The following is a 22432-nucleotide window of genomic DNA, read 5'->3' as shown; positions in this document are numbered from 1 at the left end:
CTTCAAGTCCCGCAACGCAGCCTGGTGCGATCACAGCTTCAACCCGCAGGGCCAAGCCCCAAGCCTCATTACGCCTCTCTAACCTCGTTATCTAAGGGGCGACGGCGCGACCGTCACTTATTGGGCGCGTACCCTAGAGTTCGATCCGCGCCACTTTACCCACCAGCAACACATACGACAGTGCACCGATCAACGCCAGCACGGCGATGTAGGTGATCGCCGGGGCGAAGGAGTCGCCGCTGGCGAGAAAGCCGATAACGATCGGTGTGGTAATCGCCGACAGATTGCCGATGAAGTTGAACACTCCACCGGTCAGACCCAACAAGCGTGCCGGCGCCAACGTCGAGACCAGCGACCAGGTGATCGAGGCCAACCCGTTACCGAAAAACGCCAGCGCCAGGAAGGCAATCACCAGCGGCGTCGATTCGACAAAATTGGCACCGATGATTGAGGTGGAAATCAGCAACCCACCAATGATCGGCAACTTGCGCGCAAAGCCGACCGTCGCGCCGCGACGGATCAGCCAGTCGGAGAAGAACCCCGAGCAGAGCACGCCAACGAAAGCCGCGAGAAACGGCAGCGACGCCAGCAGGCCGGACTTGATGAAGTCCATGCCGCGATATTTCACCAGATAGGTCGGAAACCAGGTCAGAAAAAACCACAGCGTCGAGTTGAGGCAGAACTGGCCGAGGTAGATGCCCCATAACTTGCGTTTGCTCAACACGATGCCCAGGTCCGTCCAACTGAACGGCGCCTTGCGCTTGGCCGTCTCGGCCTGGATATCTACCAGCCCGCCGCCCTCACTGATGAGGTCGATTTCTGCCTGATTGGCACCCTTGAAATCCCTTGGTTCGCGATACACCGCGTACCAGATGACCGCCCAGAGAATCCCCACCGCACCGGTGCTGACGAACACCATGTGCCAGCCGTATTGATGTTGCAGCCAGGCCAACACTGGCGTCAGAAATGCCAGCCCGACGAACTGCCCGGAGGTGTAGAAACCGATGGCCGTCGCGCGCTCACGCTCGGGAAACCAGGTGGTCACCACACGGCTGTTGATCGGATAGGCCGGGGCCTCCAGTGCGCCCACGGCCATGCGCAAAACGAACAGCGCGATGAAGCTTGCGGCGAAACCGAGCATCACCGTGGCCACCGACCACAGCAGCAGCGCGACGCTGTAGAGGATGCGCGGCGGCACTCGGTCCACCAGCCAACCGCCGGGGATCTGCATGGCGGCGTAGGTCCAGCCGAACGCGGAGAAGATCAGCCCGACATGGATCGGATCGATGCCCAGTTCGCTGGTCAGCGCCGGGGCAGCAATCGACAGGTTGCTGCGGTCCAGGTAGTTGATCACCACGGTGATGAACAACAGCACCATGATGAAAAAACGCTTGCGGCTCGGCGTCACCAACGACGCCTGCCCGGTAAAGACTTCCGGTTGCATGGGGAGTGCCTCTTCTTATGGTTATTGAGGGCGGTGAAGGTATAAACGACGTAGTCCCAAAGGATTTGCGCAAGCCCTGTAGGAGCCGAGCTTGCTCGCGATTGGGCCGACGCGGTTTGCCTGAAAAAACCTCAGTGACTGAGCCGACGTCATCGCGAGCAAGCTCGCTCCTACAGGATTTGCGCTGCCCCACAGGGGATCCATTCGATGGTGATCTGTGTGAATCAGCCAGGGATTACCACTCGGCAAAACTGCCATCGGCATGGCGCCAGATCGGGTTGCGCCAGCGGTGGCCGATGGCGGCGCGTTCGATGACGTATTCCTCGTTGATCTCGATGCCCAGGCCCGGACCGTTCGGGATCTTCACGAAGCCTTTCTCATAGTCGAACACCCGCGGATCCTTGACGTAATCCAGCAGGTCATTGCTTTCGTTGTAATGGATGCCCAGGCTCTGCTCCTGGATAAACGCGTTGTAGCAAACCGCGTCCAGTTGCAGACACGCCGCCAGGGCAATCGGGCCCAACGGGCAATGCAACGCCAGCGCCACGTCGTAGGCTTCGGCCATGTTGGCGATCTTGCGGGTTTCGGTGATTCCGCCGGCATGGGAGGCATCCGGCTGGATGATGTCGACGTAGCCTTCACTGAGCACCCGTTTGAAATCCCAGCGGGAGAACAAACGCTCGCCCAGCGCAATCGGCGTGCTGGTCAGCGGTGCCAGTTCTTTCAAAGCCTCGTAGTTTTCGCTGAGCACCGGCTCTTCGATGAACATCAGTTTGTAGGCGTCGAGCTCCTTCATCAGCACCTTGGCCATAGGCTTGTGAACCCGGCCATGGAAGTCCACGCCGATGCCGACATTCGGCCCCACCGCATCACGCACGGCGGCGACGTTGGCCAGTGCCAAATCGACTTTCTCGAAGGTGTCGACGAATTGCAGCTCTTCGGTACCGTTCATTTTCACCGCGGTGAAACCACGGTCGACGGCTTCTCTGGCAGCCCGAGCGGTGTCAGCCGGACGGTCGCCGCCGATCCACGAGTACACACGAATCTTGTCGCGAACCTGACCGCCCAGCAGATCGCTGACCGAGACCCCAAGCGCCTTGCCCTTGATGTCCCACAGCGCCTGATCAATCCCCGCCAAAGCACTCATGTGCACCGCGCCACCACGGTAGAAACCGCCGCGATAGAGTACGGTCCAGATGTCTTCGATGTTGCGCGGGTCCTTGCCGATCAAGTAATCCGACAGCTCATCAACAGCCGCCGCAACAGTGTGGGCTCGGCCTTCGACCACGGGCTCGCCCCAGCCAGTCACGCCTTCATCGGTTTCGACTTTGAGGAACAGCCAGCGTGGTGGAACGATAAAGGTCGTCAGTTTGGTGATTTTCATCGTCAGCTCTCTTGTTTGTAGGAGCAGCCGGTCGACGCTCGATTGCTCGCGATGCAGACGGCGCGGTCTGCCTGTTTCACCGCAGTGATGCCATCGCGAGCAAGCTCTGCTCCTACAGTGGATTGCGGCGCTATCGGCGCCAAAAAGTCTTAACGCAACGCGTTCCATGCCTGCACATAAGCCTTGGCGCGGACCGCTACTTCTTCAGGTGTCAGCCCCGGCTTGAACAGCCCGGAACCCAGGCCAAAACCGCTAACGCCCGCCTCGACAAACACCTGCATGTTGTCCGGCGTAATCCCGCCTACCGGAATCAGCAACGTCCCTGCCGGCAGCACCGCCAACCACGCCTTGACCACCGCAGGGCCCATTTGCTCTGCCGGAAACATCTTCAAAACATCGGCGCCTTCGGCCAGTGCGGCAAAGGCTTCGGTCGGCGTGGCGACACCAGGCGACAAGTACAAACCCGCCGCCTTAGCCGCACGCAACACCTTGGGATCGCTATGAGGCATGACGATCACCTGCCCGCCCGCAGCCTTCACCTGCTCGACCTGTTGCGGGGTCAACACCGTACCGGCACCGATCAGGCAATCGGCGGGCAAAAGGCTGCGCAGGATGCGGATACTTTCGTACGGCTCAGGAGAATTGAGCGGCACTTCAATGACGCGAAAACCTGCCTGATACAACACCTCGCCGATGGCCGCCGCTTCTTGCGGACGCAGGCCGCGAAGGATCGCGATCAGACCGTTTTTCGCCAGTGCTTGCTTGAGCATGTCAGACCTCTTGGTAGTTGAACGCCGACGGTCAGCCGAGCAGCCCGGCCGCTTCGGCCAGGTGCCATAAACCGCGTTCGGTGGCGTGTTCGGCCAGGCTCACCTGAGCAAAACCGCAGGTATCGAGGGCCCGGCTGTAGCGGGCACAGAGTTGGGAATTACCGATAAGAATGATCGACCGAAACTGGGCGCTGTTGCGTCGACGGCGCTGCACACTGGCGAGGGCCGCGAGTTCATGGCCGATCAACAAGCCCGACAGATAGTCGGTTTGTGCGGCCGGGCTCAGCTCGCCCGTCAGACCGAGACTGCGCGCACTGAACAATGTCGACAGAGGACCGATTTCGCCGTCAGCGGACAGCGCCACCTGCACGCCACGATCAAACGCCTCGCCATCAAAGGGCGCACCGCGCTGTTGGGTGCGCCCCAGAATGCTGTGCTCACTGAGTACGGCGAACAGCTCGCCGGTCATGAAGGTGTCGAAATGCACGATGCAGCCGTCGGCCACTTCTACCCATTTCGAATGGCTGCCCGGCAAGCCGATCAGCAGGTTGTCGCCAGCCCCTGCCGGCAGACTTTGCAACACGCCGAGGACCTGGGTCTCTTCGCCACGCATGACATTTGGCAACCGCGAACGCTGAATCACGCCGGGCACGATATGCACATCGACGCCGCGCAGGCTGTGTAGGGTTTTCAACGAGGTGCCGAGGTTGGCGACATTCGCCGGGGTGTCGCAGTAAGCGGCTTCACGCCAACCCTGGGCGCTGCCGACCATGCCACACGCGATCACTGGAAGGTCGGGCTGCGCATCGAGCCAGTCACCGCAGGCCTCATCGAATGCCAATTCAAAACCATCGGTGCACATCTGGCCGGCGATCATCCGCGGCACGCTGGGCAACTGCATGATTCCCGACGACAGCGAACGCTGTTCAAGCACCTGGCCGCCAGCAGCGAGTTTGTAAGCCCGAAGTGAGGTTGTCCCCCAATCGAGCGCGATCAATTGCGCCTGCATCGCTTCACCTGAAATTTGTTTTTGGGCAGTGAGTGCGTAGAGCTGATGAAGACGACTATAAACCTGAGGCGAAACAAATCTCAATATATAAATTAACGTCCCATATATAGGGAATATGATCGCGAGAATAGTGTCCGCCCTGCGTGCTATATTCGCCGCCGTTTCCGACTCGCAGAAGGAAGAGCCCAAGGTGAACAAGAAGACTGGCATTCGGGCCGAGCAAGCCGATAAGACCCGCGCGCGGATTCTTCAGGCGGCGGTCAAGGTCTTCACCCGCGACGGCTATTCCGGCGGGCGGGTCGAAAGCATCTCCCGCGAGGCCGAGTCCAATGACCGGATGCTTTATTACTACTTCACCAGCAAGGAACGACTGTTCATCTGCGTGCTGGAACACACCTACGAACAGTTCAATAAGGCTGAAAGCAAACTCAAGCTGGACCTGAGCGCCCCCCTGAAAGCGCTGCAGGATCTAGTGGCATTCGTCTGGAACTACTACGTCAAACACCCGGAATTCGTCGCCATTCTCAGCATCGAGAACCTGCACAAAGGCAAACATGCGCAGCAGTCCAGTGAACTGCGCCGGCTTTCAGGGGAAGCGGTCGGAGTGTTGCGGCCGATCATCGAGGCCGGTCAGGCGCAAGGGCTGTTTCGCGAGGATGTGGACCTCAAGCATGTGTACCTGATGATCGCCTCACTCTGCTATTTCTATAACTCCAATCAACACACGCTTAGCTCGTTTCTCGGCGAAGACCTGGCGGATAAACGCCAGCAGCAGGATTGGTTGGGGTTTATCAGTGACCTGGTAGCGCGTGGGGTGATGAGGTTGCCGGATTGCGGACCTGGCCAGGATTAGCGTTGACTGCACTGTCCTCATCGCGGGCAAGCCCGGCTCCTACAGATTGGTCCAAAAAAACTGGACCACAACAGGCTTGCCCGCGAAGCTTTTAATGGGTCCCGGGATTGGCCCGCAGATGCGCGACTTTCTGTTCCAGCCCTTCCCAACCCGGTGCACTGGAAGCAAACCGACTGCGCAAATACGCCGCCAATTCCGCCACCTGGGTATTCGACAAACTGTCCTTGAAACCCGGCATGTAGCCCAGATCCTTGGTGGCCGGCACCGCGATGCCTTGCAGGATGACCTTGATCAAATTGTCCGGCTGATCGCTGTGCACATTGGTATTGCTCGCCAGCGACGGGCTGACGCCAAACAGCTTCGGTCCGAGCCCGTCAGCGTGGCAGGCCTTGCACGAGCCTTCGAACACCCGCTGGCCGTTGCTCAATGACAGGCTTGCTACCGGTGCCGGCCGGGTGGCTTTCTCCACCACCTGTGCTTCGGCCTGAGCGCCATTGAGTGAGGCCAGATAGACCGCCATCGCCCGCACATCGGCCTTGGGCAGTTTCGCCAGCTCGCTGACCACCGGCCCCATGGGACCGGCCGCCACACCGTGAGCCTCGGAATAACCGCTGCTCAGGTAAGTGAACAATTGTTCCTCGGTCCACGGCGTCGGCGATTTGGACAAGCCATTCAACGCCGGAGCCTCCCAACCGTCGACCGTACCGCCAGCGAGAAACGCCGCTCCGCCCTTTTCCGCGCCCATCAGGTTGCGCGGCGAGTGACAGGCTGCGCAGTGGCCCAGACCATTGACCAGATACGCACCGCGATTCCATTGCTCGCTACGTTCGGGTTGCACGGTGATCTCGCCGCGCCGTAGATACAGCGCATTCCAGCCAGCCATCAACGGCCGTAGATTGAACGGAAAGCGCATCGCGTTGACCTTTGCCGGTTGGTTGACCGGGGGTTGCGACATCAAATACGCATACAGCGCCTGCATGTCGGCGTCGTTGATATTGCGAAACGCGGTGTAGGGAAACGCCGGGTACACGTTGCGTCCGTCACGGCCGATGCCGTCACGCATCGCCCGCTCGAACGCCGGATAAGACCAACTGCCGATCCCAGTCTTCACGTCGGGGGTGATGTTGCTGCTATAGAGCGTGCCGAAGGGTGTTTCCATCGCCAGCCCACCGGCATTGGTCACGCCACCGGGCGCGGTATGGCAAACCGCGCAATCGCCCACCGCCGCCAACAAACGCCCGCGCTCAAGGGTCGCCGCCGACCAGGTGCCGGCGCTCGGCGGAGCAATCGGGGCGATTTCAGTGTGAAACGGCCAAGCCGTGGCGGCCATCCCGAGCAACGCGCCGAACGCCGCGAACAGTGAACCAAACAACCATTTTGAACGCTTGCCTGGCGACTTTGCCGGCTCATCACAGGTCCCGGCGTTGAGCGCCGCCAACACCCGCTCCGGGGTAATCGGCAGTTCGCGAAAACGAATCCCGGTGGCGTCAAAAATCGCGTTGGCAATCGCTGCCGCGCTCGGCACCGAGGCGGACTCTCCGGCACCCATCGGCGGTTCGTTCTGACGCGGCATCATCAGCACGTCGATCTGCGGCACCTCGGGAAAGGTCAGGATTGGATAGCCGCCCCACTCCTTGCTCGCCACTGTCGACTCTTCGAAGGTCACGCGCTCCTTGAGCACGCGGCTGGTGGACTGAATAACGTTGCCGTGAATTTGATGCTGCACTCCCGCCGGGTTGATCATCATCCCCGAGTCATGCCCGATCACCACCCGAGTGACCGAGACATCACCGGTCTGCCGGTCGATGGCCACATCGGCGACCCAGGCCGCCCATGCGGCGCCGAAGCCAGGAAATTTGCTGTGGATATAACGCGCATACGCAAAGCCGCGACCGCGCAGCAGATGATCTTCGTTCGGGGTTTGCATCGGTGCGGTGCGCGGCGCCCAGGCCGCGCGTTCAGCGGTGGACTTCACCAGGTCAATGGCTCGCTCGTCGCGCAAATAACGCAACCGGTATTCCACCGGATCGACACCGGCGGCGAACGCCAGCTCATCGATATAGGACTCGTGGGCGAAGGTGTTCGGCAACGCAGAAACACCCCGCATCCACGAGGCGCGGACAATCGGCGCCATGTCGTTGATGGTCACCCGCATATGCTCGAAGTCATAGGGAGGGATCGAGGTGCGATCGCCCATCTCGAACATCGCCGCCACTGGCTCGACCCGTCCGGTCAGCAGCAAGGCCAGGGTGGGCGCACCGTTGGACGGATAGCTGGTCTGGAAGTCATAAGCGGCGACACTGCCATCGGCATTCAAACCGCCGTCGACGTCCATCAACTGCGCAGTACCTTTGGGCTCCCACAGATGTTCCTGCTCGCGGGTCAACTGCACCCGCACCGGTTTGCCCACGGCCCGCGACAGCAGCAAAGCATCGGCGCAAACATCGTCAGCACAGTTGCGCCCGTAACAGCCGGCGGCTTCCATACGAATAATCTCGATCGACTCTTCCGGGCATTCCAGCAGCCAGGCCAGATCGGCCCGCAACAAATGCGGATTCTGACTACCGGACCACACGCGAATGCCTGACACCTGATAATCCGCCAGCCCACAGGACGGACCGATGGAGCCGTGCATCTGATACGGCCACACATACGTGCGCGGCATCCTCTGACTGGCCCCGGCCAAGGCTTCGTCGACATTGCCCTGATCGAGCACGGTGCGCTGCACCCGCGGATTGTCACGGATTGCCTGCTCAATATCGCTCAGGTCCGGCAGCTTGTGATTCCAGGGTTTCCAACTGATCACGAGTTCCTGGGCGGCCTTGATCGCCTGCTCTTCACGCAACGCTACGACACCGACAAAATCGCGAATCACCACGACCCGCACGATCCCCGGAATATGAGCGATGGACGACTCATCGACGTCCAGCAGGCTGTTACCGACGAAGTCACCGCAATCGAGCCCGGCATAGGGCGGGCGAATCACTCGACCGTGGAGCATGTCCGGCACGCGCATGTCGTGCACGTAGGTCAGCTCGCCGGTGGCCTTGGCCGGGATATCGACCCGCGCAGCGCCCTTGCCCACCAACCGATAGTCTTCAGCCGATTTGAGCGGTGCGTTGCCGGAGATGTGCAACTCATCGTGCTCGCCGCGCACCAGTTCGGCGTAACTCGCGGTACGACCGTCTGGCGTCTTGATCACGCCGCTTTCCACACTCAGGCTTGCAACCGCCACGGCCCAGCGTTCGGCGGCCCGATCCAGCAGAAAGCGCCGCGCTTCAGCCGCGGCATTGCGCAAAGGGATCGCTGAAATCTGCAGGGTCGCGCTGGCGATGGTCGCGCCCTGATTCGGTGCACGTTCGGTATCACCGAGCACCATGCACACCTGATCGAGCTGCAGATCCAGCTCTTCGGCGACGATCTGTGCCAGCGAGGTGCGAATGCCGGTGCCCAGATCGACATGACCATTGAAGGCATACACCCGCCCGTCATCACTGATCGCGATAAACAACCCCAGCTCCTTGGGCAGTATCCGAGGCGTACCGCCTTTGGCCACTGGCCCGGAAGGTGGCAGGATGTCATCTACGATCAGCAGAACGCCGGTCTTGGCCAGCAATTGATTTCGGGTGGGCGTTGCGTCAGTCATGGTCATCGATCCACGTTCAAGGCGTTTGACGGGCGGCACGCAGCACCGCGCGAAGGATTTCGATATGAGTGCCGCAACGACAAAGGTTGGCCGAAAGCTCGTTGCGGATCTGTGTTTCGCTGGGGTGCGGATTACGGTCGAGCAAGGCTTTGGCGGTCATGATCATGCCGTTCATGCAGTAACCGCATTGCGCCGCTTGCTCGTCGATAAAGGCTTGCTGCACCCGGTGCGGTGCATCGCGGGTGCCGAGTCCTTCGAGGGTGACGATCTCGCGACCGACCGCGCCAGACAGTGGAAATACGCAGGAACGCGCCGCCACCCCGTCGATGATCACCGTACAGGCGCCGCACTCGCCGAGACCGCAGCCATATTTCGGGCCGTTGAGGTGCAGGTCATTGCGCAGGATCAACAGCAACGGCGTATCCGCCATCGCTGTGACTGATGAGGTGTGGCCGTTGACCTCAAGCGCTACCGTGATTTCCTGCGTCGTCATCCGCTTCGCCCGCTTCAGTTAATGAAGTAATCACTACACGAAACAGTCGTAAGAAAAGTCGCGAACAGGACCAACGTGTGGCTTCGCGACACACTTAACTGATGAAGTGGTTACTACATGAAACAAGAGCAAGAACGATGCCAGATTCGAACGCCTGGCGTTTGGAGCACCGTTGAAGGTCGAATGATGCCTACGGGGCTACGGAGATTGGGATCAGGCTTCGGGGTCGTCGATCATCTTGCGCAGGAGGAACAATACCGCAACCCGTTCAGCCGGGTTGAGATTGCTCATGGTCAGCTCGGTAATGCGCCCGGCGCAGGGTACGGTTTGCTGCACCAGGCGGTCGCCGGCTTCGGTCAGAGCGACGATGACTTTGCGCCGATCCTGCGGGTCCGGTTCGAGGGTAATCAATTCGCGAGCCTTGAGCCGATCGACGATACCGCGAATGGTCGCCTGATCGACGGCAGTCGCCTTGACCAGTTCGGTCTGGGAGCTCGGGCCGTGATCGCGCAAGGCACAGAGGGTGACGAACTGTACGGCGGTGAGCTGCGAGTCGCCGACATTCTGCTGGAAGATCGCCAAGTGTCGCTGATAGGCCTTGCGCAACAAATGGCCGACTTGTTCGGAGAAAACGTAGGAAGAAAGATCAGAAGTATCCGGCACGGCAAGCTCGAAAGGCGATGAACAGTGGGAAAGCATGATGGACAGGTTGGAGGTGGGACTCAAGGGAAACACATCTTGCAGGGCGGCCCAGATCCCCGTAGGAGCAGAGCTTGCTCGCGATGGCGATTTCAACGACGCCATCGCCGGCAAGCCGTGCTCCTACAGGTGTTCTCTGCGCGACAGCGCCGCGTCGAAGATGCTGCGGGGCCTCCTACAGGGAATCATTGTCCTGTTACATAACGCGGGAAGCTTCAGGCGCGACGACATCGCCGCCGATAACCACCGCCAGATCATCCAGATACACATCGCAATGGCGCAACGGAATATCCAGATGGCACGGCGTTTTGCGGGTGCCGCCCACCTCAGTATTCGGCCCGGTGGAGAACAGGAAGTTGCCGTAGAACGCCCGGGCGTCCATGCACATGCCATCGTTCTTGTCGTGCAAGCCCATGGCGGTCCACTGCGCTCGCGGCTGCAGCCCCCAGCCGATATGGGAGATGCCGTAGACCTCGGGATCGTTGAAGTACTTCATGTAATCGCGCAGGTATTCAGCCTCGAAACCGCCGTGGATCGAGGTGATGAAACCCTTCTCGATTTCCAGGGTGATCTTCTCTCGGGTGTAGGTCTTGAACGGCAGCAGAATGTCGCCGACGTCCAGCACCAGCACGCCTTCGGCCGTTTCTTCGTTGGGCCAGGAAAACAGAAAGCCACTGGGCCAATGGTCCCAGCGTCCCGGTTCATCGGCGAAACCGTACTCGGTGACTGAAGGATATTGCCCCAGCGCGGCGCGAAAATCGCTGCCGGCGCGGGAGGTGACGTGTATCGACCGGGCCTGCTTGAGCAGTTGCTCCGCCGCCAGCACCCGCACCTTGTCGGCCTCGGTGGGCAGCATTCGCGCCAATACTTCCGGTGGCTCGACGGCCAATAGTATCCGCGTGCCGGTCTTGAGAATCTGCTCCTGCTCCGGGGAGTGCAGCAACATCATCGTGTCGACAATCAGATCCGCCGCTTCCAGCGCCCTCTGCGCCGCGATATTGCCGGTTAACGCGGTGTCGCCGCAGTAGGCGGTCATGTCGTTGCCCATCGCCGTCGGATGGTTGAACGAGGGCAATTCCACCGCGTAAACCTTGGCCCCGAGGCGCTGCGCAGCGTCCATCGCGGCACGCACGGTGCGCGGGTTGGAATAGTGGCTCTTGAGCACGGCGACGCTCTGCGTCGGGTCGACTTTCGACAGCTTTAACACGTGCTCGAACATCTGGGTCAGTTCGCAATCGCTTACCGGCATTTCCTGTCTCCTTGAATCGTCTGCTGTCGCACCAAGTAGAGGCGTCGCGCTTCACTCTAGTGCATTCTTATAGCGTGTACGCCACTTAAAGACGATAAGACCTGAATTGGAGACAGACTGCAAGCGCCAGACCATAACGTTACAAACCCACACAAACCCAACAAACAATGGTTACTTAGCGTTACGCAGGACAAATACCGTTCGAATTTATTTTTTTAGCGGCACTCTTTTCATTTCAAAAAAAGAGTGTATACACTTTAAAAACCTTGCGGACAGATCCCGCCAGTCAGCCAGAAAAAGAGGAGCAATCCCCATGGGAAGCACACAAAAAATCGCTATTGTCGGTGCCGGCCTCGGCGGTGCCGCCGCCGCCACGCTGTTGCAACAAGCCGGGTTCCAGGTGGATATCTACGAACAAGCCCCCGAGTTTTCCCGTCTCGGCGCCGGGATTCATATGGGCCCGAACATCATGAAAATCTTCCGCCGCATGGGCATCGAGCAGCAGCTCGACCAAATGGGCTCGCACCCGGATCACTGGTTCAGCCGCGACGGCATCAGCGGTGACTACTTGTCCCGCATCCCGCTGGGGGATTTCGCTCGCAAGGAATACGGCGCGTCCTACGTCACCGTGCACCGGGGCGACTTGCATGCGCTGCAGATGTCGACGATCAAACCGGGCACCGTGCACTTCAACAAGCGTCTGGAAACCCTTGAAGAAACCGACAGCCAGGTGCGCCTGACGTTCAGCGACGGCGAAGTGACCTACGCGGATATCGTCATCGGCGCCGACGGCATCAACTCGAAGATTCGCGAAGAGCTGCTCGGCCCGGAAAAACCGCTGTACAGCGGCTGGGTTGCGCACCGGGCATTGATCCGCGGCGATCAATTGGCCAAGTACGATTTGAAGTTCGAAGACTGTATCAAGTGGTGGACTGAGGACCGGCACATGATGGTCTATTACACCACCGGCAAGCGTGACGAGTACTACTACGTCACCGGCGTGCCACACCCGGAATGGGATTTCCAGGGCGCGTTCGTCGACAGCAGCCGTGAAGAAATGTACGACGCATTCCAGGGTTATCACCCTACCGTCCAGGCGCTGATCGAATCCACCGAGAGCGTGACCAAGTGGCCATTGCGCAACCGCAATCCGCTACCGCTGTGGAGTCGCGGTCGACTGGTGCTGCTGGGTGACGCCTGCCACCCGATGAAACCACACATGGCCCAAGGCGCCGGGATGGCCATCGAAGACGCGGCGATGCTGACTCGCTGCCTGCAAGAAACCGGTCTGAGCGATTACCACACCGCATTCGAACTCTACGAAGCCAACCGCAAAGAGCGCGCCTCCCGGGTGCAGTCCGTGTCCAATGCCAACACCTGGCTGCGGACTCAAGAAGATCCGGCCTGGGTTTACGGTTATGACCTCTACGGCCAAGAGCTTAAATCGGGGGTGGCCGCGTGAGCACTTTCGTACACGGCGGCAACGTCCAGGCCAACGGCATCCGTCAGCACTACCTGCGCTACGGCGGCAGAGGCCCGGCGTTGATTCTGATTCCGGGCATTACCAGCCCGGCGATTACCTGGGGCTTCGTCGCTGAACGCCTCGGCGAGCATTTCGACACCTACGTGCTGGATGTGCGCGGTCGCGGCCTGTCGTCCACCGGACCGGAACTGGACTACAGCGCTGACACCTGCGCCGACGACATCGGCGCGTTCGCTCAAGCGCTGCAACTGGGCAGTTATCACTTGGTCGGCCATTCCATGGGCGCGCGTTTTGCCGTACGCAGCGCAGTCCGTCATCCCGCAGGCGTGAACCGCCTGGTGCTGATCGACCCGCCGGTGTCCGGCCCGGGTCGTCGCGAGTACCCGAGCAAACTGCCGTGGTACGTCGACTCGATCCGCCAGTCGCTGATCGGGATGGATGCCGAGGCGATGCGCGCCTTCTGCGCCACCTGGACAGATGAGCAACTGCAGCTGCGCGCCGAATGGCTACACACCTGCTACGAGCCGGCAATCGTCAGGGCCTTCAACGATTTCCATGCCGTCGATTTCCATCAGGATTTACCAAAACTTCAGACCCCTGCCCTGCTGATGGTCGCCGGTCGCGGCGGAGTCATTCAGGCCGAAGACGAAGCCGAAATCCTGCAACTGCAACCGAACATTCGCATCGCCCACGTCGCCAACGCCGGGCACATGATTCCTTGGGATGACCTCGAAGGCTTCTTCGCCGCCTTCGGTGATTTCCTCGGCGCACGTTTGAACCCGCCCCTGAATTAAATGCATCGGGAGATTTTTATGCTCAAGCCTTATCGCATCGGTCAGATCGTGCCGAGCTCCAACACCACCATGGAAACCGAGATCCCGGCGATGCTTACTGCGCGCCAGTTGATCCGCCCGGAACGCTTCACCTTCCACTCCAGCCGCATGCGCATGAAGCAAGTGCGCAAGGAAGAGCTGGCGGCAATGGACGGTGAGTCCGACCGGTGCGCCATCGAACTGTCCGATGCCAAAGTCGACGTGCTCGGCTATGCGTGTCTCGTCGCGATCATGGCCATGGGCCTTGGCTATCACCGCCAATCCGAACAGCGTTTGCGCAAGGCCACCGCCGATAACGATGCCAACGCACCCGTGATCACCAGTGCCGGCGCGCTGATCGAAGGTCTCAAAGTGATGGGCGCCAAACGCATTGCCATTGTTGCTCCGTACATGAAGCCGCTGACCGAACTGGTGGTCAATTACATCCGCGAGGAAGGCTTTGAAGTGGTCGACTGGCGCGCACTGGAAATTCCCGACAACCTCGAAGTGGCACGTCACGATCCGGCCAGACTGCCGGCCATCGTCGCGGGGATGAATCTGGAAGGCGTTGATGTGATCGTGCTTTCGGCCTGCGTACAGATGCAGTCGCTGCCGGTGGTGGCGCAAGTCGAAGCGCAGACCGGCAAACCCGTGCTGACGGCCGCCATCGCCACCACCTACGCGATGCTCAAGGCTCTGGACCTGGAACCCATCGTTCCCGGTGCCGGCGCGTTGCTCTCTGGCGCTTATTAAAAGGTGAGCACGATGAGCGAGCAAACCGCTGACGACAACTATCAAGGCGTGTGGGGCCAGCGCATTGGTTTCGGTCAAAAAGCCGCGCTGCTGATGATCGACTTCATGCGCGGCTACACCACCGAAGGTGCGCCGCTGTTCGCCCCTGGTGTAGTCAGCGCCGTTGCCGAAAGCGTCGCGCTGCTGGAAAGCGCCCGGCGTCAGGGCATCCCGGTGGTGCACACCAATATCCGCTACCATCCCGGCCATTTCGCCGACGGCGGCATCTGGGTGAAAAAGGCCCCTGTGATGAAAGACATGGTCGAAGGCAACCCATTGGCGGCGTTCTGCGAAGCGGTGTTGCCGCGCGCCGATGAAGTGGTGATCAGCAAACAATACGCCAGCGCCTTTTTTGGCAGCAGCCTGGCCTCGATGCTGCACGCCCAAGGCATCGACACCGTGGTACTGGCTGGCTGCTCCACCAGCGGCTGCATTCGTGCGACGGCGGTGGACGCTGTGCAACACGGGTTCCGCACCATCGTCGTACGCGAATGCGTCGGCGACCGGCATCCGGCGCCCCATGAAGCGAACCTGTTCGACATCGACAGCAAGTACGGCGATGTCGTCAGCAAGCAGGAGGCGATTGCTCACTTCGAACGGACGTAATGCGTACAACGAGAACCGCGCCATAGAGCGTTGGTCTTGCCGGGATTGGGTCAGGTGTTTATCGATACTTTGACCACCTCCCAGCGTAAAAAAACTGAGCACAGCTCGTCATAAAACGAGCGTGCCCAGTCTTCTGAAACTGCCTTTGGAAGCCGCCCCGGCGCTCCCAGAGCGCTGGAAAAAGCGGCTGTATAAAAACCATAAGTCACCGCCAGGAGACACAAGCCATGCCCATTGCGAATGCAAATACAGATACAACAACCGCGACCACCGTCGCCGACCCGACTCAAGCGCTCTACCACAAGATCACCTGGAAGCTGATTCCCTTCCTGTGTTTCTGCTACCTGGCCGCCTACCTCGACCGGATCAATATCGGCTTCGCCAAACTGCAAATGCTCGATCAACTGCACTTCAGCGAAACCGCGTTCGGTCTTGGCGCCGGACTGTTCTTCGTCGGTTACATCCTGTTTGAAGTACCCAGTAATCTGGTACTGGAAAAAGTCGGCGCCAAAATCTGGATCGCGCGGATCATGATCACCTGGGGCCTGCTTTCGGCCTGCACGATGCTGGTGACCTCCACTACCCAGTTCTACATCCTGCGCTTTCTGCTGGGTGCTGCCGAAGCGGGTTTTCTACCAGGGGTTTTGTACTACCTGACCACCTGGTTTCCGACCTATCGACGCGGGCGCATTATCGCCTTGTTCATGATCGGCCTGCCGCTGTCCAGTGTGATCGGCGGCCCGCTGTCGGGCTGGGTGATGGGCCATTTCGATAACTTCGGTGGCCTGCGCGGCTGGCAATGGCTGTTCCTGATCGAAGCGGTGCCCAGTGTCTTGCTCGGCATTTTGACCTTCTGGGCCTTACCCAACAGTTTTCAGCAGGCCAAATGGCTGAACGACGAAGAAAAGGCCCTGCTGGAAAATGAACTGCGCGCCGACGATGCCGGCGGTGCAGACAGCAAACACAGCTTTCGCGACGGTTTCTTCAACCTGAAAGTCTGGATGCTCGGCGGTATCGACTTCTCGATTCTGCTCAGCGCCTATGCCATGGGCTTCTGGATGCCGACCTTCATCCGCAATGCGGGGATCATCGACACCTTCCATATCGGCGTATTGACCGCATTGCCGAGCATCGCTGCACTGCTGGGCATGCTGCTGATCGGCGCCAGCTCCGACAAGCATCGGGAGCGTCGCTGGCACATCATCGTGCCGTTTCTGATCGGCGCGGCGGCCATGGCGGCCAGCACCTTCTTCACCCACAACGTGGTCGCCACCGTTGCACTGTTCGCCATCGCCTCGGCGGCAATCATCGGCGCCGTACCGGTGTTCTTCAGCCTGCCGGCGACCTTCCTCAAAGGCACTGCTGCTGCGACCGGTTTCGCCCTCGCTTGCTCGCTGGCGAACATCGCCGGCCTGGTCAGCAACTCGCTGATGGGCGTGGCCATCGACGTTACCGGCAGCAGCGCCGGGGCTTTGTGGTTCTTCGCCGGCTGTTTGATTCTCAGCAGCTTTTTGGTGATCGCATTACCGGCGAAGCTGGTGAACAGGTAAGCACGACACTCGCCGTCAAACTGATATCCCCCTCTCCCCCAAAGGACGAGGGGGTCGATTGACCATCAGCCCTGCGCAAACTCTCTCAACCTCTCCCCTTCCATGCGATAGCGCACCCACTCGTCTTGAGGCTGTGCGCCTATCGACTTGTAAAACTGGATCGCCGGCTCATTCCAGTCCAGTACGCTCCACTCGAAGCGCCCGCAGTCGTTGGCACAGGCGATTTGCGCGAGGTGGCGCAGGAGTTTCTTGCCCGCTCCGCCGCCGCGTTGTTCGGGGTTGATGTAGAGATCTTCGAGGTAGAGGCAATTGCTCCCCAGCCAGGTTGAATAGCTAAAGAAGAACACCGCAAAGCCGATCGGTTTACCGTCCCGCAGACAGATCAGGCCATGGGCAGTGGCGCCCTCACTGAACAAGCTGCGCTCGATGTCGGCGACGCTGGCGATGACTTCGTGCCTGGCACGCTCGTAGTCCGCCAGTTCGGTTATGAACGCGAGGATTTGTGAGGCATCGCTTGGCACGGCTGGGCGAATCTCGATGGTCATGGACGGGCCTTGTGCAGAAGTGAAAACGCCATACTAAGTCGGCTTCAAGCGTGAACGCACTGAAATTTCATCATCGGGCAATCAAGGCTAATCTGTCTCCCTCTCTGCCATTCCAACCGAGGATCCCAATGACCACGACTGCTTTCGCTCCGCTGCAAAGCCTTGCCGCAACACTCCTGCCCCACGCGCTTGAGCCGTCCGAGGATGGCGCCCACGATCTGTCGCACCTGCATCGGGTCTGGAACAACGCTCGTGTTATCCACAAAGTGGAAAGTGGCGACCTCGAGGTACTGCTGGCGGCGGTGCTTTTGCATGATTGTGTGGCGGTGGAAAAGAACTCGTCGTTGAGAGCCCAGGCGTCACGTCTGGCCGCGGAGAAAGCCTCGCAGGTGTTGGCTGGCTTGAGTTGGCCGGAAGATAAAGTCGCTGCGGTCGCCCACGCCATCGAGACCCACAGTTTCTCGGCGGGCATTACGCCGACGACCCTTGAAGCAAAAATCCTGCAGGACGCCGACCGCCTCGATTCCCTCGGAATGCTCGGTGTGGCGCGGACGTTTTATGTCGCCGGGCGAATGGGCAGCGCGCTTTACGACCCGCAGGACCCCGAGGCGAAGGCCCGCGATTACGACGACAAGCGCTTCACGCTCGATCACTTCCAGACCAAGTTGCTGCACCTGGCCGCTGGTTTCCAAACACAGACCGGCAGCCGGCTGGCGCAGATTCGCCATGACCGGTTGAAGCGATTCATGGAGGAGTTTATGGAGGAGATCGGTTTGTGCTGACAGCAACAATCAGTGCTTTACTCCGTCGCTGACTAACCCTGAAGTCTGCAAGAACACAACTAACGCCTGCACCTCGCGTGTTAGAAATGCGACTCATAACTCCAACAGGCAAGAGACGCTTTCATGCAGACCGGTACTCATCAGGACACCATCGTTTCAGGGAAGCTATTCGGCCTGTTTTGCGTTGCCAGTTATCTGCTTTCACTGTCCTACGGTTCGACCTTCCTATTGTCACTGCTGATCAGTTCACGCGGCGGCAACGAGCATGACGCCGGTAACGTGATCTCGATCGCGATGCTCAGCACCTTTGTGGCGGTGATCCTCTCCGGGCATTTGTCAGACCTGTTGGGCGCTGCGCGTTCGATTGCGCTGTTCGGCTGCTTGCTGGTGGTGGCCAGTCTGGGTTTCGCGCTGACGCCTGGGTTCGGTCATGCTTTATTGTTTTTTGGGCTGATGCTTGGCCTCGGCTGGGGCGTGTTTTACACCCTGGGGCCGATCATTGTGGCGATGCTGGTCGAACCCGCTCAGCGCGCCAAGTACTTCGCGCTGCTGTCCGGCAGCATGATGACCGGCATTGGTTCCGGCCCGCTATTGGGCCGTGTGGCCAGCGTGTTGGGCTATCCCGTCACCACTGCTTTTTACATTGCCGCGCTGGCGAGCCTGATGGGTGTGGTGATGTTCTGGCGATTGGGAGTGGCGCTTAAGCACCGCCCCAATCTGTTGGGAACCGCTGCCATGTCGAAGATTTCCTGGTCGGCGGCAGCCCAGGTGCTTTCTTCCAAAGCGGTATTTTCGATCGTCATGGTCGGCCTGGGCGGATGCGTGTTTGGTGGCCTGTCGAGCTTCCAGACCAGCTACGCCGCCTCTCGCTCACTGGATTATTCGCTGTTCTTTTTAGGCTTCATGAGTGCGGCGATCACCAGCCGCCTGCTGATCGCCAGCATCGTGGTCAAACGCGATGCCTATGGGTCATCCTGCCTGCTCTCAGGGCTGATAGTCGTGTCGATCGTGATGTTCCGATTCCTGGTCGACGACGGCTTCAGCTATGTACTGGCGGCAGTCATTCTCGGTGTCGGTTACGGGCTGACCTATTCGGTGATCAACGGCCTGGCCGCCAATGAAGCCCCCGCCGGTACCACCTCGCAATCCCTGCTGCTGTTCAGCCTTGCCTACTTCATAGGCGTGTTTGGTTTTCCACTGCTGGCCGGCAAGATCATCGTCGAACAAGGCATGTCCGCCCTGTTGCTCACGATACTGGCAGTTGCGGTGATGAATTGGCTGATTACCGTGGGGCGGCTGATCTGGCGCTGGATGAAAGTCGAAAAGGCACTGCAGAACGCCTAGACCACTCGTCTAAATTCAGCCACCCATCGAAATCGGGAGCAGACTAGTACGGGTAACGACTCTAGAAGTGGAGGCGACGCCATGAACATGTCAAAACTGCCTGCCCTTGTCCTTGCCGGGTTGCTGTCTTCAGCAGCCTTCGCCGGTTCAACCGCCCCGACCAACCCAGTCTACGGGGCGCCATCCCCCGCCACCGCGACCGACCCACGAATTGATCGCAACGATACCCATCGCCCAGACATCATGAACTCCAGCGTCCCGGACAACGCCAGATTGGGCACCAGTTCTAAAACCACCACCGGTGGCTCGGGCTCTGACCGTGACGGTGGCGCCCGCAAGTAAATCGAAGGCTGCGAAACCTTTCCAGGCTGACCCTGCGCATCAGGGTCAGAAGGAGCTGCCGGAGGTTCGGGCCGCGTTTGGACGATCCTGGCAATCGTGCCAGCACACTATCGCTGGATGATGCCCCTACGATCTGGCGATCAACGCATCGACCTCAGCGGTGCCCGGCGAGGTGGCTGGCCCCCAACGCGTGACCGCCAACGCTGCAGCGGCATTGGCGCGGCGGGCCGCTTGAGCCGGTGGCAAACCGACGGCCAGCGCAGCGACAAAAACCCCGGCATGAGCATCACCGGCACCGTTGCTGTCCACGGCCACGACCCTGAACCCAGGAACATGCTGGCTTTGCTGTTGCTGACAAATCCAGCAACCTTGCGGCCCATCGCGCACCACCATCAGCGCCTCGGCTGGCAGATAACCACCTAACTGAAGCAGCGCACCGGCAATCTGCTCAGCTCCCGTAAAGCGCAGGGCTTCAACGCTGTTGCTGGTCCAGATATTGATGCGCGGCAGCAACGCAGCCATCAGTTCGCAGTCCGGCGAATCCACCAGTGGACCTGGGTCGAATACCACTTTGATTTCATCGGGCAACCCAAGCACCCAGTCGAGCAAGGCCTGCGCCTTGCCTACATGAAGCAGGCTGTAACCGCTCACATAGACATAGTCGCCGGCCTGAACCTGAACGCTCCTCAAATCGTCTGACGACAACTCCCCTTCGGCGCCTATGTAGGAAACAAACGTGCGCTCGGCCGTCGCTTCGGTCAGCGCGACACAGAGGCCGGTGTCTTGCTCGGCGCTACTGGCGATGCCGATCTGAATGCCTTCAGCGTTCATCGCCTCGCGGGCCAGATCGCCGAAGCGGCCCTTACCGTGACGCCCCAGATAGACCACAGGCAAGCCGTTGCGCTGAGCCGCAGCCATCACGTTGAAACCGCCGCCCGCCTCAAAGCTGGCGGATTGCGCCAGCACGTCGCCGCCGGAACTCGGCAGCTTGTCCACGGACATCACCAGGTCGACCATCACTTGGCCGGTGTGCAGCAATCTAGGCATTTACGTTCTCGACAAAAGCGGCGCGACGATCCTTCGCACCGCCGAACACCGCATAAAGACCACCGGCCACAATGAACGTCACAATCCAGCCCAGGCCGTTATGCCCAAGCCAGGAATCGGACAATGGGCCGGCAAACCAGATATTTTCCGCCGTAGTGCCAATCGTGGTGAAACTGAAACCGAGCACAATCGCCACCGCCCAGGCACCGAAAGCGCGCCATTCGATGCCGCCACGATACCAATAGGCGCTGCTTGGGCTGACATCCAGCAAATCCTTGGCGCTGTAGTGGTGACGGTGAATCAAGTCGACCACGAAGATCCCGACCCACGCCGTGATCGGCACCGCCAGCAAGGAGATGAAGGTGATGAACGGCCCATAGAAGCTGTCGGCGATCAGCATGAAGTAAATCGACCCGGCGAAGATCGCCACGATGTCGACGATCACCGCATGCACACGCTTGACCTTCAAACCGAGGGTCAAGGTGGTCAGGCCCGCCGAGTACACCGAAAGGTTATTCGACAGCAACAGCCCACCGAATGCAGTGATCAGATACGGCACAGCCATCCAGGTTGGCAGCATGTCGCGGATCGCAATGATCGGGTCCGTGGCAGACGCCAGATCATTATTGCCCACCGACAACAGACCGCCGAGGGTGATCAGCAACACCAGCGGAATACCGGCCCCGAACGCAGCCGACGCGACCAACCGTGCAGCCTTGACACTGCGGTGCTGGTAGCGCGACATGTCCGCGCCGGCGTTGGCCCAACCGATCCCGGTGCCGGCAGCCATGGTGCCGACGCCAATGATCATTGCGCTCAGTGGGGCTGGCGTGGCGTTGAACACTGCGGCCCAATCGATGGTGGCGCAGAGAAAGCCGCCGACCAACAGGTTCAGCGCACCAAACACATAGGTTGCCCACTTCTGAATCACCAGCAAGGTCGCGTGACCGAGGCCGGAAACCGCGAGGGTCAGCAGCACGAAGATGCCGATGAATAACAACGTCAGCAGCGGCGCACTTTTGGCTTCCACCGGCGAGCTGAAGAGAATCGAGCACAACGACAACAGTACGAATGCCGCCGTGGTGGTGTTGACGGTTTCCCAACCCAGGCGGGACATCAGCGAGACCAGGGTCGGGCCAATGTTGCCGCGCACACCGAAAATCGCTCGCGACAAAGTCAGACTCGGTGCACGACCACGACGGCCGGCAATCGAGATGATCCCGACCACGGCAAACGAGCCGGCGGCGCCAAGGATGGCAACGATGATCGCCTGCCAGATCGCCAACCCGCGAAACGCCACCAGCGTCGCGCCCAGCGGCAAGCCAAGGATGCTGATATTGGCAGCGAACCAGACCCAGAACAGTTGCAGCGGATGACCGTTACACTCCCCTTCCGGGACCGGCTCGATGCCACGGGTTTCCAGTTGCCCGGCGCTTTGCCCGGCGTTCGATGAACTCATGAAAGATGCTCCTGCTGCCATTATTGTGGTTGTCGGCAATTTCGGAAGTCGACTCAACATCCCGGCATTCCTGGCCGTGTTCCTGCGTTCCATTGCGATGAATTTTCAGATTTTGCGGTGAGC

21 protein-coding genes are annotated in these 22432 nt (G+C 60.0%); 10 read left to right on the top strand and 11 right to left on the bottom strand.

Annotation, left to right across the window (positions count from 1 at the left end):
* Window positions 1–133: 133 nt before the first annotated feature.
* From ACZYSM_RS13565 to ACZYSM_RS13550, 4 genes are all read right to left on the bottom strand, one after another.
* On the bottom strand, window positions 134–1444 hold the full coding sequence (locus tag ACZYSM_RS13565; RefSeq protein WP_489071992.1) for an MFS transporter: 1311 nt from the start codon (window positions 1442–1444) through the stop codon (window positions 134–136).
* 235 nt (window positions 1445–1679) lie between these two features.
* The gene (dgoD, locus tag ACZYSM_RS13560; protein ID WP_489071991.1) at window positions 1680–2828 is read right to left on the bottom strand and encodes a galactonate dehydratase; all 1149 of its coding nucleotides are present in this window, start codon (window positions 2826–2828) and stop codon (window positions 1680–1682) included.
* Window positions 2829–2977: 149 nt separating this feature from the next.
* A complete protein-coding gene (locus ACZYSM_RS13555) occupies window positions 2978–3598 on the bottom strand; it encodes a 2-dehydro-3-deoxy-6-phosphogalactonate aldolase (protein ID WP_489071990.1) in 621 nt (206 codons plus the stop codon).
* A 31-nt stretch (window positions 3599–3629) separates the two neighbouring features.
* Complete coding sequence (locus tag ACZYSM_RS13550) at window positions 3630–4607, bottom strand: 2-dehydro-3-deoxygalactonokinase (RefSeq protein ID WP_489071989.1); 978 nt, start codon at window positions 4605–4607, stop codon at window positions 3630–3632.
* A gap of 190 nt (window positions 4608–4797) precedes the next feature.
* Between ACZYSM_RS13550 and ACZYSM_RS13545 the strand changes: the two genes are divergently transcribed.
* Window positions 4798–5460 (top strand): TetR family transcriptional regulator, encoded by a 663-nt coding sequence (locus ACZYSM_RS13545; protein WP_489071988.1) that lies wholly within the window; start codon window positions 4798–4800, stop codon window positions 5458–5460.
* Window positions 5461–5551: 91 nt separating this feature from the next.
* Here ACZYSM_RS13545 and ACZYSM_RS13540 read toward each other — a convergent pair whose 3' ends face one another.
* The 4 genes from ACZYSM_RS13540 to ACZYSM_RS13525 all read right to left on the bottom strand — a co-directional run bounded on the left by ACZYSM_RS13540 (window position 5552) and on the right by ACZYSM_RS13525 (window position 11547).
* The gene (locus ACZYSM_RS13540) at window positions 5552–9106 is read right to left on the bottom strand and encodes a molybdopterin cofactor-binding domain-containing protein (RefSeq protein WP_489071987.1); all 3555 of its coding nucleotides are present in this window, start codon (window positions 9104–9106) and stop codon (window positions 5552–5554) included.
* 16 nt (window positions 9107–9122) lie between these two features.
* The gene (locus tag ACZYSM_RS13535; RefSeq protein WP_419118038.1) at window positions 9123–9599 is read right to left on the bottom strand and encodes a (2Fe-2S)-binding protein; all 477 of its coding nucleotides are present in this window, start codon (window positions 9597–9599) and stop codon (window positions 9123–9125) included.
* 213 nt (window positions 9600–9812) lie between these two features.
* Window positions 9813–10298 carry a MarR family winged helix-turn-helix transcriptional regulator gene (locus ACZYSM_RS13530; RefSeq protein WP_489072001.1) on the bottom strand — a complete coding sequence of 162 codons (486 nt, stop codon included), beginning with the start codon at window positions 10296–10298 and terminating at the stop codon, window positions 9813–9815.
* Between the two features lie 196 nt (window positions 10299–10494).
* Complete coding sequence (locus ACZYSM_RS13525; protein WP_489071986.1) at window positions 10495–11547, bottom strand: 2,5-dihydroxypyridine 5,6-dioxygenase; 1053 nt, start codon at window positions 11545–11547, stop codon at window positions 10495–10497.
* Window positions 11548–11860: 313 nt separating this feature from the next.
* Here ACZYSM_RS13525 and ACZYSM_RS13520 point away from each other — a divergent pair, with 313 nt between their 5' ends.
* From ACZYSM_RS13520 to ACZYSM_RS13500, 5 genes are all read left to right on the top strand, one after another.
* Window positions 11861–13009: an FAD-dependent monooxygenase gene (locus ACZYSM_RS13520; protein WP_489071985.1), complete on the top strand. Its 1149-nt coding sequence runs from the start codon at window positions 11861–11863 to the stop codon at window positions 13007–13009.
* Window positions 13006–13824 carry an alpha/beta fold hydrolase gene (locus tag ACZYSM_RS13515; protein WP_489071984.1) on the top strand — a complete coding sequence of 273 codons (819 nt, stop codon included), beginning with the start codon at window positions 13006–13008 and terminating at the stop codon, window positions 13822–13824. Before ACZYSM_RS13520 ends, ACZYSM_RS13515 begins: the two co-directional genes overlap by 4 nt.
* An 18-nt stretch (window positions 13825–13842) precedes the next feature.
* Entirely contained in the window at window positions 13843–14595 is a 753-nt protein-coding gene (locus ACZYSM_RS13510) for a maleate cis-trans isomerase family protein (RefSeq protein WP_419118034.1), read from the top strand.
* Window positions 14596–14607: 12 nt separating this feature from the next.
* On the top strand, window positions 14608–15240 hold the full coding sequence (locus ACZYSM_RS13505) for an N-carbamoylsarcosine amidohydrolase (RefSeq protein ID WP_489071983.1): 633 nt from the start codon (window positions 14608–14610) through the stop codon (window positions 15238–15240).
* Between the two features lie 227 nt (window positions 15241–15467).
* Window positions 15468–16790, top strand: a complete 1323-nt coding sequence (locus ACZYSM_RS13500) for an MFS transporter (protein WP_489071982.1) — start codon at window positions 15468–15470, stop codon at window positions 16788–16790.
* A 65-nt stretch (window positions 16791–16855) separates the two neighbouring features.
* Here ACZYSM_RS13500 and ACZYSM_RS13495 read toward each other — a convergent pair whose 3' ends face one another.
* Complete coding sequence (locus ACZYSM_RS13495; RefSeq protein ID WP_489071981.1) at window positions 16856–17335, bottom strand: GNAT family N-acetyltransferase; 480 nt, start codon at window positions 17333–17335, stop codon at window positions 16856–16858.
* Window positions 17336–17463: 128 nt separating this feature from the next.
* Between ACZYSM_RS13495 and ACZYSM_RS13490 the strand changes: the two genes are divergently transcribed.
* The 3 genes from ACZYSM_RS13490 (at window position 17464) to ACZYSM_RS13480 (ending at window position 19803) form a co-directional block, all read left to right on the top strand.
* Window positions 17464–18117, top strand: coding sequence for an HD domain-containing protein (locus ACZYSM_RS13490; protein WP_489071980.1), 654 nt, complete (start codon window positions 17464–17466; stop codon window positions 18115–18117).
* A gap of 123 nt (window positions 18118–18240) precedes the next feature.
* Window positions 18241–19461 carry an MFS transporter gene (locus ACZYSM_RS13485; protein ID WP_489071979.1) on the top strand — a complete coding sequence of 407 codons (1221 nt, stop codon included), beginning with the start codon at window positions 18241–18243 and terminating at the stop codon, window positions 19459–19461.
* Window positions 19462–19542: 81 nt separating this feature from the next.
* Complete coding sequence (locus tag ACZYSM_RS13480) at window positions 19543–19803, top strand: hypothetical protein (protein ID WP_489071978.1); 261 nt, start codon at window positions 19543–19545, stop codon at window positions 19801–19803.
* Between the two features lie 126 nt (window positions 19804–19929).
* Here ACZYSM_RS13480 and ACZYSM_RS13475 read toward each other — a convergent pair whose 3' ends face one another.
* Window positions 19930–20850 carry a PfkB family carbohydrate kinase gene (locus ACZYSM_RS13475; protein WP_489071977.1) on the bottom strand — a complete coding sequence of 307 codons (921 nt, stop codon included), beginning with the start codon at window positions 20848–20850 and terminating at the stop codon, window positions 19930–19932.
* The gene (locus ACZYSM_RS13470) at window positions 20843–22309 is read right to left on the bottom strand and encodes a purine-cytosine permease family protein (RefSeq protein ID WP_489071976.1); all 1467 of its coding nucleotides are present in this window, start codon (window positions 22307–22309) and stop codon (window positions 20843–20845) included. The genes ACZYSM_RS13475 and ACZYSM_RS13470 overlap by 8 nt, the downstream gene beginning before the upstream one ends.
* On the opposite strand from ACZYSM_RS13470, the gene ACZYSM_RS13465 reads away from it, so the two are divergent.
* Window positions 22308–22430, top strand: coding sequence for a hypothetical protein (locus ACZYSM_RS13465; RefSeq protein ID WP_489071975.1), 123 nt, complete (start codon window positions 22308–22310; stop codon window positions 22428–22430). The genes ACZYSM_RS13470 and ACZYSM_RS13465 overlap by 2 nt on opposite strands.
* Window positions 22431–22432 lie beyond the last annotated feature (2 nt).

It is taken from the genome of Pseudomonas sp. F220 (assembly GCF_057813935.1).
The sequence above is the reverse complement of the archived record's forward strand: the minus strand, read 5'-3'. Positions and strand labels throughout refer to the sequence as shown.

What these genes read in the sequence shown, in the direction of transcription:
- ACZYSM_RS13565 (WP_489071992.1), bottom strand. Translation starts at nt 1,444, where the DNA reads ATGCAACCGGAAGTCTTTACCGGGCAGGCGTCGTTGGTGACGCCGAGC.
- dgoD (WP_489071991.1), bottom strand. Translation starts at nt 2,828, where the DNA reads ATGAAAATCACCAAACTGACGACCTTTATCGTTCCACCACGCTGGCTG.
- ACZYSM_RS13555 (WP_489071990.1), bottom strand. Translation starts at nt 3,598, where the DNA reads ATGCTCAAGCAAGCACTGGCGAAAAACGGTCTGATCGCGATCCTTCGC.
- ACZYSM_RS13550 (WP_489071989.1), bottom strand. Translation starts at nt 4,607, where the DNA reads ATGCAGGCGCAATTGATCGCGCTCGATTGGGGGACAACCTCACTTCGG.
- ACZYSM_RS13540 (WP_489071987.1), bottom strand. Translation starts at nt 9,106, where the DNA reads ATGACTGACGCAACGCCCACCCGAAATCAATTGCTGGCCAAGACCGGC.
- ACZYSM_RS13535 (WP_419118038.1), bottom strand. Translation starts at nt 9,599, where the DNA reads ATGACGACGCAGGAAATCACGGTAGCGCTTGAGGTCAACGGCCACACC.
- ACZYSM_RS13530 (WP_489072001.1), bottom strand. Translation starts at nt 10,298, where the DNA reads ATGCTTTCCCACTGTTCATCGCCTTTCGAGCTTGCCGTGCCGGATACT.
- ACZYSM_RS13525 (WP_489071986.1), bottom strand. Translation starts at nt 11,547, where the DNA reads ATGCCGGTAAGCGATTGCGAACTGACCCAGATGTTCGAGCACGTGTTA.
- ACZYSM_RS13520 (WP_489071985.1), top strand. Translation starts at nt 11,861, where the DNA reads ATGGGAAGCACACAAAAAATCGCTATTGTCGGTGCCGGCCTCGGCGGT.
- ACZYSM_RS13510 (WP_419118034.1), top strand. Translation starts at nt 13,843, where the DNA reads ATGCTCAAGCCTTATCGCATCGGTCAGATCGTGCCGAGCTCCAACACC.
- ACZYSM_RS13505 (WP_489071983.1), top strand. Translation starts at nt 14,608, where the DNA reads ATGAGCGAGCAAACCGCTGACGACAACTATCAAGGCGTGTGGGGCCAG.
- ACZYSM_RS13500 (WP_489071982.1), top strand. Translation starts at nt 15,468, where the DNA reads ATGCCCATTGCGAATGCAAATACAGATACAACAACCGCGACCACCGTC.
- ACZYSM_RS13495 (WP_489071981.1), bottom strand. Translation starts at nt 17,335, where the DNA reads ATGACCATCGAGATTCGCCCAGCCGTGCCAAGCGATGCCTCACAAATC.
- ACZYSM_RS13490 (WP_489071980.1), top strand. Translation starts at nt 17,464, where the DNA reads ATGACCACGACTGCTTTCGCTCCGCTGCAAAGCCTTGCCGCAACACTC.
- ACZYSM_RS13485 (WP_489071979.1), top strand. Translation starts at nt 18,241, where the DNA reads ATGCAGACCGGTACTCATCAGGACACCATCGTTTCAGGGAAGCTATTC.
- ACZYSM_RS13480 (WP_489071978.1), top strand. Translation starts at nt 19,543, where the DNA reads ATGAACATGTCAAAACTGCCTGCCCTTGTCCTTGCCGGGTTGCTGTCT.
- ACZYSM_RS13475 (WP_489071977.1), bottom strand. Translation starts at nt 20,850, where the DNA reads ATGCCTAGATTGCTGCACACCGGCCAAGTGATGGTCGACCTGGTGATG.
- ACZYSM_RS13465 (WP_489071975.1), top strand. Translation starts at nt 22,308, where the DNA reads ATGAAAGATGCTCCTGCTGCCATTATTGTGGTTGTCGGCAATTTCGGA.
- ACZYSM_RS13470 (WP_489071976.1), bottom strand. Translation starts at nt 22,309, where the DNA reads ATGAGTTCATCGAACGCCGGGCAAAGCGCCGGGCAACTGGAAACCCGT.